This is a genomic window from Gordonia sp. VNK1 (assembly GCF_040049135.1).
Classification (GTDB): domain Bacteria; phylum Actinomycetota; class Actinomycetes; order Mycobacteriales; family Mycobacteriaceae; genus Gordonia; species Gordonia oleivorans.
Genome location: NZ_JBDZDJ010000016.1, coordinates 119,195 through 129,173 on the forward strand (window position 1 = coordinate 119,195; position 9,979 = coordinate 129,173).

13 protein-coding genes and 1 pseudogene are annotated in these 9,979 nt (G+C 63.4%); 13 read left to right on the forward strand and 1 reads right to left on the reverse strand.

Annotated elements, in window-relative coordinates; genetic code table 11:
- The first annotated feature begins 50 nt into the window (after positions 1–50).
- The 12 genes and pseudogenes from ABLE94_RS18680 (at position 51) to ABLE94_RS18735 (ending at position 8,288) form a co-directional block, all read left to right on the forward strand.
- Positions 51–1,253 carry a T6SS phospholipase effector Tle1-like catalytic domain-containing protein gene (locus ABLE94_RS18680; protein WP_348805830.1) on the forward strand — a complete coding sequence of 401 codons (1,203 nt, stop codon included), beginning with the start codon at positions 51–53 and terminating at the stop codon, positions 1,251–1,253.
- Positions 1,254–1,370: 117 nt separating this feature from the next.
- Positions 1,371–2,069 (forward strand): LGFP repeat-containing protein, encoded by a 699-nt coding sequence (locus ABLE94_RS18685; protein WP_348805829.1) that lies wholly within the window; start codon positions 1,371–1,373, stop codon positions 2,067–2,069.
- A 293-nt stretch (positions 2,070–2,362) separates the two neighbouring features.
- Complete coding sequence (locus ABLE94_RS18690) at positions 2,363–2,602, forward strand: type II toxin-antitoxin system Phd/YefM family antitoxin (protein ID WP_348805828.1); 240 nt, start codon at positions 2,363–2,365, stop codon at positions 2,600–2,602.
- A gap of 26 nt (positions 2,603–2,628) precedes the next feature.
- Positions 2,629–3,030 (forward strand): type II toxin-antitoxin system VapC family toxin, encoded by a 402-nt coding sequence (locus ABLE94_RS18695; protein WP_348805827.1) that lies wholly within the window; start codon positions 2,629–2,631, stop codon positions 3,028–3,030.
- A gap of 391 nt (positions 3,031–3,421) precedes the next feature.
- Complete coding sequence (locus ABLE94_RS18700) at positions 3,422–3,655, forward strand: hypothetical protein (RefSeq protein WP_348805826.1); 234 nt, start codon at positions 3,422–3,424, stop codon at positions 3,653–3,655.
- Between the two features lies 1 nt (position 3,656).
- Complete coding sequence (locus ABLE94_RS18705) at positions 3,657–3,956, forward strand: type II toxin-antitoxin system PemK/MazF family toxin (RefSeq protein WP_425476242.1); 300 nt, start codon at positions 3,657–3,659, stop codon at positions 3,954–3,956.
- Positions 3,957–4,092: 136 nt separating this feature from the next.
- Positions 4,093–4,302 carry an antitoxin MazE-like protein gene (locus tag ABLE94_RS18710; RefSeq protein WP_164309804.1) on the forward strand — a complete coding sequence of 70 codons (210 nt, stop codon included), beginning with the start codon at positions 4,093–4,095 and terminating at the stop codon, positions 4,300–4,302.
- A complete protein-coding gene (locus tag ABLE94_RS18715; protein WP_348805824.1) occupies positions 4,299–4,631 on the forward strand; it encodes a type II toxin-antitoxin system PemK/MazF family toxin in 333 nt (110 codons plus the stop codon). Before ABLE94_RS18710 ends, ABLE94_RS18715 begins: the two co-directional genes overlap by 4 nt.
- A gap of 219 nt (positions 4,632–4,850) precedes the next feature.
- Positions 4,851–5,216 carry an ArsR/SmtB family transcription factor gene (locus ABLE94_RS18720; protein WP_348805823.1) on the forward strand — a complete coding sequence of 122 codons (366 nt, stop codon included), beginning with the start codon at positions 4,851–4,853 and terminating at the stop codon, positions 5,214–5,216.
- A 5-nt stretch (positions 5,217–5,221) separates the two neighbouring features.
- Positions 5,222–6,337 (forward strand): ACR3 family arsenite efflux transporter, encoded by a 1,116-nt coding sequence (gene arsB / locus ABLE94_RS18725; RefSeq protein WP_425476243.1) that lies wholly within the window; start codon positions 5,222–5,224, stop codon positions 6,335–6,337.
- Positions 6,334–6,752: pseudogene (locus ABLE94_RS18730) on the forward strand (arsenate-mycothiol transferase ArsC). Before arsB ends, ABLE94_RS18730 begins: the two are co-directional and overlap by 4 nt.
- Positions 6,753–7,004: 252 nt before the next feature.
- Entirely contained in the window at positions 7,005–8,288 is a 1,284-nt protein-coding gene (locus ABLE94_RS18735) for an APC family permease (protein WP_348805822.1), read from the forward strand.
- 325 nt (positions 8,289–8,613) lie between these two features.
- On the opposite strand, the gene ABLE94_RS18745 is transcribed toward ABLE94_RS18735, so the two are convergent.
- Entirely contained in the window at positions 8,614–9,738 is a 1,125-nt protein-coding gene (locus ABLE94_RS18745; RefSeq protein WP_348809488.1) for a site-specific integrase, read from the reverse strand.
- Positions 9,739–9,781: 43 nt separating this feature from the next.
- On the opposite strand from ABLE94_RS18745, the gene ABLE94_RS18750 reads away from it, so the two are divergent.
- Positions 9,782–9,979 (forward strand): transposase (locus ABLE94_RS18750; protein ID WP_348809489.1); only part of this gene is annotated, 198 nt, incomplete at its 3' end.

Consider the following 9,979-nt stretch of genomic DNA (forward strand, 5'->3'; position numbering starts at 1 on the left):
GACGGTCACCTTCCGCTGAATTGTGGCTCCCGACACCGTAGGTTTGTGCCATGACCAAGAACCTCGTCGTGTGCTGCGACGGGACATGGAAAAGTGCCGACGACCAGTTCGTCTCCAATGTGGAGAAGATCGCGCGTTCGGTCGCGTCCTCGGGTGCCGACGGTGAACCGCAGATCGTTCACTACTCGCGTGGCGTGGGTTCGGGAGGAAGTCGTGTCGAACGGCTCTTGGGTGGTGCATTCGGCATCGGTCTCGACGCGGCGATCACCGACTGCTATCGGTTCCTGGCCCTGAATTACGCGCCGGGGGACCGGGTGTTCGTCTTCGGGTTCAGTCGCGGCGCCTACACCGCGCGCAGCCTGTGCGGCATGATCGCGCGGGTCGGCCTCCTCACCCCGATGGGGGTGGCGCAGGGGAAGCTGCCCACGGCGATGACGCTGTACCGAAACCGGCCGTACAGCGCCGATCCCGCCGAGCCGACCCCGGTGGAGCCCGAGTACGACCGGGCGGTCGCCGACCTCGGCACCTACTGTCATCCGGCGGCGGAGGTGACCATCGACTTCCTGGGGCTCTTCGATACCGTTGGTGCGCTGGGGGTTCCCGGAATCGCGCGACGAAAGTACAAGTTCCACGATGTGACTCTGTCGGACACGGTGACGTGCGCTCGCCAGGCCCTCGCCATCGCCGAACGCCGGCGGATCTTCGCCCCCTGCCTGTGGGGCGGGCACCACCTCGACATCGCCCAGGTCTGGTTCGACGGCGTGCACTCCGACGTCGGCGGTGGGTATCAGGACTGCTTCTACTCCGATCAATCGCTGTTGTGGATGGTGCGCGAGGCAATGGGAACCGGGCGCTACGGAATCCGGCACGGTCTGAGCTTTGACTGGGACCGGTTGTCCACCAACAAGTGTCAGGCAGCGGACGCGATCGAGCAGCACAACTCGCTGACATTCGCGTATCGAATCTCCAACGTGTTCAGCGTGATCGGTGGTGCGCTCCGACGCAAATCCGCGCCGTTCGTGCCGCGGTTCGCCCGTGGGTGGCGAACCTTCGCTCCGACGGTGGAGATTCCGGGCAGCGGCCTCTCGCGTGCCTACGATGTGCGGGTCGAGAGTTCTGCCGTGGTTCGGGCGGTCAATCCCAACATGCGTTCGTGGTTCGACGAAGTTCGACGTCTCGGCGGTGACCCCGACACCCTCGCGGTGGCGGTGCCGTCATGGTCGCAGGCATCGGGCCCGGGTGCAGATGCGTGACCGCGACAGCGGTCCCGCTCTCGAACTCCGTTCCTGCCGTTGTGCCTATAGAGTCGGTCGGGATGTCCGGTTCGCGTGTCCTGAACGGGCCGGTGTTCGACGTTTCGAGAGGACTACATGAGTCAGCCCGCAACCCGCCGCACGACAGTTGTCGCCGGACTGTGTGCCGTCACGCTGATCGCTTCTGCGTGCGGTGGCAACGATGCGAATGACGCCGCGTCGCAAACATCGTCGGTCGCCTCGTCGGTGTCAGGGTCGATGACATCGTCGACGGGGTCAACGACGACGTCGATGTCAGCGTCCGGTGAGGAGACGAGCACTTCGTCTGTCACGGGGTCGTCGACGTCGGCCGCCTCGGGTCAGGTGACGATCATGGGGGAGCGTGACGTCGAGGTCACCTTGACCGGCCCGATCGCTGCCAAGTACTCCTCGGCGACCGCCGCGCAGAAGACGGCCCTCGGCAAGCCGCTGACCGGCGACCACAATGCCGGAACCCGCGACAGCGGCGTCGTGTTCCAACAGTTTCAGGGCGGCGTGATCATCGCGAAGAACGACGACGCCGGGACGCCCGCGTACATCGTCACCTCCGGCAAGATCCGGGACGCGTGGAACACCGAGCGTGCTCCGGACGGCACGCCGTCGCTGAGCGGTCAGAACGGTTCGGCCGGACCTCTGGGAGTTCCCACCAGCGACCTCACCACCGAGGGCGACGTGGAGACGGTGACCTTTGAGCACGGCAAGATCACCGAGAACACCACGACCGGCGTGGTCACCGTGACCGTCGACGGGAAGGTCGTGCCGTCGGGTCTCAGCTGAGATCCGCAAGCTGCGGCATCACATCAATTCCCGAAGGTGACGCCACCGGTCCGGGTTGCGGGGTTGTGCCGATGGCGATCCGGCTCATCGACGCCTGGTAGCTGGATGCGCAGATCAGGCCAAGGGGCGATTCACCGTCGGCTGCCGATGAATGAGACTGCCGACAACGGCCGGCATCAGTGTGAAACCGTTGGGCGGCAGATTAATACGCAGTGGCGTACTGGTAGTCCTGCATATTCGATTGCTGCGTAATTGCTACCGACTCGTGTATCACCGGTGATACACTGGGCGGCATGACCGACGTTGTGAGTGTGCGGGATCTGCGTAACAACGGGGGTGAGGTGTTACGCCGAGTCGAGCGTGGTGAGACGATCGTGGTTACCCGCGATGGCGAGCCGGTGGCCGAACTTCGGTCTTTGCCCAGGAGGAGTGTGAGCGCGGCAGAGTTGATTCGTCGGCGCGTCAATCTTCCGCAGATCGATCCGGACGTCCTGCGATCTGACATCGACAGCGTGTTGGATTCGTCCCTATGACAGGACGGGTTGCGACGACGCGGGGGATGCTGGACACCTCAACCGTGATTCTGCTCGGCAGGCTGACCGATCCTGACGAGCTGCCTGAGGAGTCGGTGATCAGCGCAATCACTCTTGCGGAGCTTTCGGTTGGCCCGCACGTGGCGCGCACCGACCACGAGAGAAGTGCCAGGCAACAGCACGTTCAGCAGGCAGAAGCAGACTTCGAGGTTCTTGCATTCACCGCCGACAGTGCGCGAGCTTTCGGCGGCGTCGCGGCGGCATTGCGCTCGTCGGGGCGAAAGCCCAGTGCGCGAGCATATGACGCACTGATCGCGGCCAGTGCCATCGCGAACGGCATTCCGCTGTACACGTGCAACCCCAACGACTTTGTTGGCATACCCCAACTGGAGCTACGTTCGGTGACACATCCGGACGCTGGAGCCTGAGTGTCACTGGGTCTCAAATAGGGTTTGCGGGAGCCTCGGCGCTCGGTGTCCCGTGGCGATCATTGCCGAGCCGGGCAACGCCTTCGATTTGGTCCACATATCTGACACTCGCTCCCAAGTTGGGTGTCAAGCTCCCGGCTACGCTGTCATCGACAGCCGACGACGTCCGAAACGCTATGGGCGGCAGAGGAGTACCCAACGCTGTACTGGTAACCATCTGATGGAATGGCATGGGTCGGGGTTGTTGGGCTTGAGTTCCGTTGCTGTGCAACACCTTAAGCAGTGGTTTACCGGTAAACCTGCGTCTTCGATTCCTGCACAGTCCTCAGATACTCAAAGCGTTCCAAGCGTCCGCGACGCTTGTCTTACAATTTGTACTACACTTGGAACCGTGGCTGACACCATCACATTTCGACCCGACGAGGACACCTCTCGGGCACTGTCGATCCTGACGGAAGACGGAACGCCGGTATCTGCTGCCGTCCGCGCTGCGCTCATCGACGCGGCAAGACACAAGGCTGCCAAGTCGCTCCGCGAAGAAGCGGAAGCGCTAGCCGAGGACCCGATCGATCGAGCTGAGGCCGCGCAGGTGCTTCGGGACATGGAGGCGTTACGTGCGAGGTGAGGTGTACCGGCTTCGCGCTCCAAAGGATGTCCACGGTCACGAACAGTCGGGCGCCCGCTACGCGGTGGTTGTGCAATCGGACCAGTTGCCGCTTTCGACCTGGCTGGTCGCGCCGACATCAACGTCGGCACGGGCCGCGACATTCAGACCCGAAGTGGAGGTCGCAGGTCGAACAACGCGCGTCCTGGCTGAGCAGGTTGCGGCCGTTGATCCACAGCGACTCGGAGAGAGTGCGGGTTACCTGACCCATGAAGAGTTGCGGCGCGTAGACGCCGCGCTCCGCGTGGTTCTCGAGTTGTAGGCGGGTGCGGGTAAGTCCCTTGGAGTGGTAGGGCTGTGCAGTGGTTTACTGGTAACCCTGCATATTCGATTCCTGCATAACCAATTCGGGGCTGCGCACCCTGGCCAGGCCGGAGTGTTACATGTAACGTGTGGGCATGGCAGTGAGGGACAGGGTTGGCGAGTACCGGCGCCGGATGCGTGAGCGAGGTTTGCGACCGTTGCAGGTCTGGGTTCCTGACGTACGAACGCCAGAGTTTGCCGCGCAAGCCCACAAGCAATCGGTTCTCGTGGCAGAGGCCGACGCCGATGGGGATGAGCAGGATTTCGTCGAGGCTGTCGCCGCGCCTTGGGACGACGAGGCGTGATTCGCGGCGAAATCTGGACCGTCGCGGGTGGTGTGTATACATCCAAACCGCGGCCGGCCGTCATCGTGCAGGATGACCTGTTCGATTCAACTCTTTCGGTGGTAGTTGCGCCGATGACGAGCCAGCTCATCGATGCGCCCCTGTTGCGGATTCGTATCCCGGGTGATCCCGATTCGATCTCGGGCCTCGAGCGGGACAGTGACGTGATGGTTGACAAGCTAACCGCGGTACGACGGTCGAATGTTCAGACGCGCGTCGGCCGTCTGACATCCGAACAGCTCATTGAAGTCGAACGCTCGTTGATGGCGTTTCTGGGACTTGCGCGATGACGTCATGCGTAGTGGCGTACAGCGTGGGTTGGGGTGGTGGTGGGGCGCTTACTTGAGTTCCTTTGCCGCGCAACGTAACACGTAGTGCTTTACTGGATACCGTCAATATCGAGTTGATCATATTCCCGTGCAAGAGCTTTGGTGGGCATGCAGCGATCCTCCGCTGGTGAGGGGTGGACTAGCTTGCGTCACTGATTAGATCAGTGTCAATATTGATGTGTGTCGAAACAGCATCTGCTGGCGGTAGGCGCCGGCCAAGGTCTGAGTACCGACGATGCCGCGAGGTGGGCGGCGGCTCTGAAGGCGCTCGCGGATCCGGTTCGATTGCGGTTGGTCTCCGAAGTGGCCACGCATCCCGGCGGTGAGGCGTGTGTGTGCGACATTTCCGGCTCGTTTGCGGTGTCCCAGCCGACCATCTCGCACCATTTGAAGGTTCTGCGCGAAGCTGGTGTGGTCACTAGTGAGCGGCGTGCCACGTGGGTGTACTACCGGGTCAACACGGGTGTGCTGAGTCAGTTGTCGGAGTTGTTGGGTGTCCTTGCAGCGGTGGTGGGGGAGTCGAAGTCGTGCGAGGCTCTGGAGTGAGCGGCATGAATAGCGGTGTTGCCGGCCGACTTTCCGTTCTCGACAGGTTCCTGCCTGTGTGGATTTCTGCGGCGATGGTAGCCGGTTTGCTACTCGGTCGTGTGGTGCCCGGCCTCGGTGACAGCCTCGCGGGGGTGGAGATCGACGGTAACTCGCTGCCGATCGCTCTCGGGCTGTTGATCATGATGTATCCGGTGCTGGCCAAAGTCCGCTATGACCGGCTCGACTCGGTGACCGGCGACCGTCGGATGCTGGTCGGGTCACTCGTATTGAACTGGGTCGTCGGGCCAGCGCTGATGTTCGCGTTGGCGTGGTTGCTGTTGCCGGACCTTCCGGAGTACCGGACTGGGCTGATAATCGTTGGGTTGGCGCGTTGCATCGCGATGGTGATCATCTGGAACGACCTGGCGTGTGGCGATCGCGAGGCCGCGGCGGTGCTGGTGGCGTTGAACTCGATCTTCCAGGTGGCCATGTTCGCTGTGCTCGGCTGGTTCTATCTTTCTGCCCTGCCGGGCTGGCTCGGGCTCGAACGAACCACTATCGATACCTCTCCGTGGCAGATCGCCAAGTCGGTGCTGATCTTCCTAGGCATCCCGGTGTTGGCGGGCTATTTGACCCGACGTCTGGGCGAGCGCGCCAAGGGCCGCGACTGGTACGAGAACACACTGCTACCGCGATTGGGGCCATGGGCGCTCTACGGGCTGCTGTTCACGATCGTGATCCTCTTCGCTCTTCAGGGCGATCAGATCACCTCCCACCCATGGGATGTCGTGCGCATCGCGATCCCGCTCCTGATCTACTTCGCCATCATGTGGGGCGGCGGCTTCGCTCTCGGCGCCGTGATGGGACTGGGGTACGCGCGCACCACGACACTGGCGTTCACCGCGGCCGGCAACAACTTCGAACTTGCCATCGCCGTAGCCATCGCGACCTACGGCGCGGCATCAGGACAAGCTCTGGCCGGGGTGATCGGCCCGCTCATCGAGGTACCGGTGCTGGTGGGCCTGGTGTATGTGTCACTGGCACTTCGCCAACACTTCACCGACGCAGTGTCGAAATCCAAGGAATCGAAGGAGTCGAATCCGAGATGTCTGAAATTCCCGCTGGCTGATCGACGATGACGAGCAACCGGTGGTCAGTTCTGTTCGTGTGCGTCAGCAACCGGGGCAAATCGGTGATGGCCGAAGGTCTCGCCCGCGCTTTCGCCGCGGACATGCTCGACCCGTCGTCGGCGGGGACCGAGGCGAAGCTCGGCGCCGCGCCGAATGCTCAGTCCGTGCAGGTGCTGGGCGAGGTGGATGTCGACGTCAGCGATCACCGACCCGCCAGTTAACCGACGAGATGATGCGCGCTGCCGACCTCGTCGTCGTGGTCGGCACGTCAGCACAGGTGAGCACACCGGAGGGGGTTGCCCTCGAGGTGTGGGACACCGACGAACCGTCGCTGCGTGGCATCGACGGGCTCGACCGGATGCGGCTGATCCGCGACGACATCACCACCCGCATTCGCGATCTCGTCGAACGCAGCGGGCAGTAGAGGACGGCATTCTCGGCGTCCTATCTGATCAGCAACACGCCGACCGTGGATCTTCGTGCGCGGACGCCCTACACAACACACAGAATCCTGCGGTTCAGTTTCAGTGGTGTTGACTTCCAACAGCTTTGGGCTCGTGTCGAAGGTGTCGGAGTCGGCCAGCGCCGTTCGAGTACCAGATTGAATCGGTAGCGGCCATCGATACTGCCTATCGTTACTGATCGTCGACGGGATCGCACAAGGGCGGGGAGGGCAATGAATACGCAGTCACGGGACGATCGACCGCAGTTGCAGCGTCGCCTGGGGGTGTTCGACGCAGTGGTGATCGGTTTGGGATCGATGGTCGGGGCGGGCATCTTCGCTGCGCTGGGACCGGCTGCGGCAGCGGCGGGTTCCGGGTTGTTGGTGGGGCTGATGGTGGCCGCGGTCGTGGCATATTGCAACGCGACGTCCTCGGCACGGCTCGCCGCCCGGTATCCGCAATCCGGCGGCACCTACGTCTACGGGCGCGAGCGGTTGGGTGACTTCTGGGGCTATCTGGCTGGATGGGCGTTCGTGGTCGGCAAGACCGCATCGTGTGCGGCGATGGCGTTGACCGTCGGGGTCTATGTGTGTCCCGCCTATGCCCATGCGGTCGCGGTCGCGGCCGTGGTCGCCTTGACCGCGGTGAACTATTGCGGCGTGCAGAAGTCGGCGCTGCTGACACGGGTGATCGTCTCGGTCGTTCTGGTGGTACTTGCGCTGGTGGTGGTCGTCAGCCTGACCTCGGGGCAGGCGGTCGTGGGCCGATTGGACATCGGTTCCGACATCACCGTGGGTGGGGTGTTGCAGGCAGCGGGGTTGTTGTTCTTCGCCTTCGCCGGGTACGCCCGGATCGCCACGTTGGGCGAGGAGGTCCGAGAGCCGGCCCGCACTATTCCTCGGGCAATCCCGTTGGCCCTGGGGATAACCTTGGTCGTCTATGCGGCGGTGGCGGTAGCGGTGTTGTCGGTGCTGGGCGCCGACCGGTTGAGCTCCTCGACCGCGCCGCTGACCGACGCGGTCCGCAGTGCCGGGGTGGCGTGGATGGTCCCCGTCGTGCAGGTAGGCGCCGCGGTCGCGGCTTTAGGATCACTGCTGGCTCTGGTATTGGGGGTTTCCCGCACCACGTTGGCGATGGCCCGCGACCACCACCTACCGCACATGCTGGCTGCAGTTCACCCGCGATTCGAGGTGCCCCATCGCGCCGAGTTGGCGGTGGCGGCGGTCGTCATCGTGGTCGCGGCAACGGTCGACGTTCGCGGCGCGATCGGCTTCTCCTCTTTCGGGGTGCTGATCTACTACGCGATAGCCAACGCCGCCGCCTGGACCCTGACCCGAGATGAGGCCCGCCCCCCACGGTGGGTACCGGTGATCGGTGTCACGGGCTGCGCGATCCTCGCGGCGGCTTTACCGCTGGTCTCGGTCATCATTGGTGCCGTTGTCATCGCAGCAGGTGCGGTGTTCTACTGGCTTCGGAGAACCCCTGACAGCCGAACCTCACCCCCCTCGACGAGTTGACTGGCGCAGCGTTCTTTCTTCACTACGAAGGACCCTCTCGGGCCAACTCCGCAAACGCTTCACGATCTTCGGCCAGTGTCTGCTCGCCCGCCTTCGTTGCACCGTAGACCTGCCGTGTACGACCGTCCACGACCCGTGATGAATATGTGGAGTCGCACAGCGCCGCGCTGAAACTCCCGCACCGTCCACCCCCCTTGCAGTGACGAATCCGATATCGGCATTGCACCTTACCGACAGAAGTCACCCGTCCCAGGCAGCTGTTCCAGCCGCCGCGCACCTTGGGATCGCGAAGCTTGAGCCAAGACTGGACGCTGCTGTGGCGCTCTCAGTTGAGAGTGGCGATGGTGGTGGCAATTGAATGGGCGTAGCGGGCGTAGGTGGCTGCGGCCAGTGCTGCATGGCGCGCGGTCACCTGATGGCTGTAGCCGAGCATGTCAGCGACGATGGGCGCTGGGGCGAGCGCGACGAGGTTGTCCAGGGCGCTGTTTCGGCTGCCGCGCACGTTGATCCCGAGGCGGCGAAGGGTGTGCATGACGGTCTGCGGATGCAGGTGGCGGCCGGGTCGGTATCCGGGGAACAGATACATGGTGTCGGCGCCGGCGGTCTGCAGGTTGGGGCGATGTTCGAGGAGTTCGTAGATCAACACGGCGAATGGCGCCGGAACGGGTGTGGGATCGGTGCCGAGGCGAATCCGCAGCTCGGTGGGGGTCAGTTCCAGGTCGCCGATCTGTAGGGTGACGATTCGGCCGATCGGTTGGGCGTAAAGGAGCATCAGGAGGCCGGCTACACGTTGGTGCAGGCTGGTGACATCTCCACGCATCAGCGTCTGAATCCATTGCAGGCGTTGGTCATCGGTCAACGAGGGCGTGGTCTTGGCGTAGCGGTGCTCGATCGTGACGGTGGTGTTGATCTGCATAGCGCGGCACCACACGAAGAAGGTTCGTATGAGGTGTCTGGTGGTCGGCCCGGAGTGCAGGTACTGGTCGATGTCGTGCTGGGTGGCCGTTTCCGCTGTGCGGTCGTGGGTGTGGTGGAGCCAGTTGAGGAACTTGATGACCTCGGTGATCTCCTGTTTCGCGTTGCGGACCGCGCCCTCGCTGGATTGCCCGGGTGTGGAGTTGGCGCGGATGCGTCGCAGGTGATGCCAGGTGGCGAAGCGGTGGGTGATCGCCCACGTTTCCGGGGTATCGGCCGCGGCTTCTTTGGCGGCCAGCCACTTTTCGAACAGTGCCAGATAATGGTCACGGCGCTCCAGCAGGCCGTGCTGCTCGAGGATGGAGCGGAGGTGCTCGACTGTCTTGGAGGGATCTAGGGCGTCGAGCGCGTCATGACTGCACGGAAGGGTAAGTCCCCTGGAGTGGTGGGGTTTCGGGCCTGACGTCAGCCACGGCAGGACGCCCTGTTGCGGCGTGTCGTGACGGCTGGAGGTGGGCCATCGCGTAGTGGTCAATGAGTTACCTACCAAAGTGACTCACAGTAAGGACACACACGCGATGACCCACGACCATTCTGCCCTGCTCGCCCAGCTTGATGCACTCACCTCTGCCGATTCCGGCGCGGTGTTCGCCGAACTGGTGCGCGCCGGCCTGCAAGCTCTGATCGAGGCCGAGGCCACCGAGAAGATCGGCGCCGGCCGTTACGAGCGTTCCGCGGAACGATCCACCCACCGCAACGGCCACCGCTCCAAGACG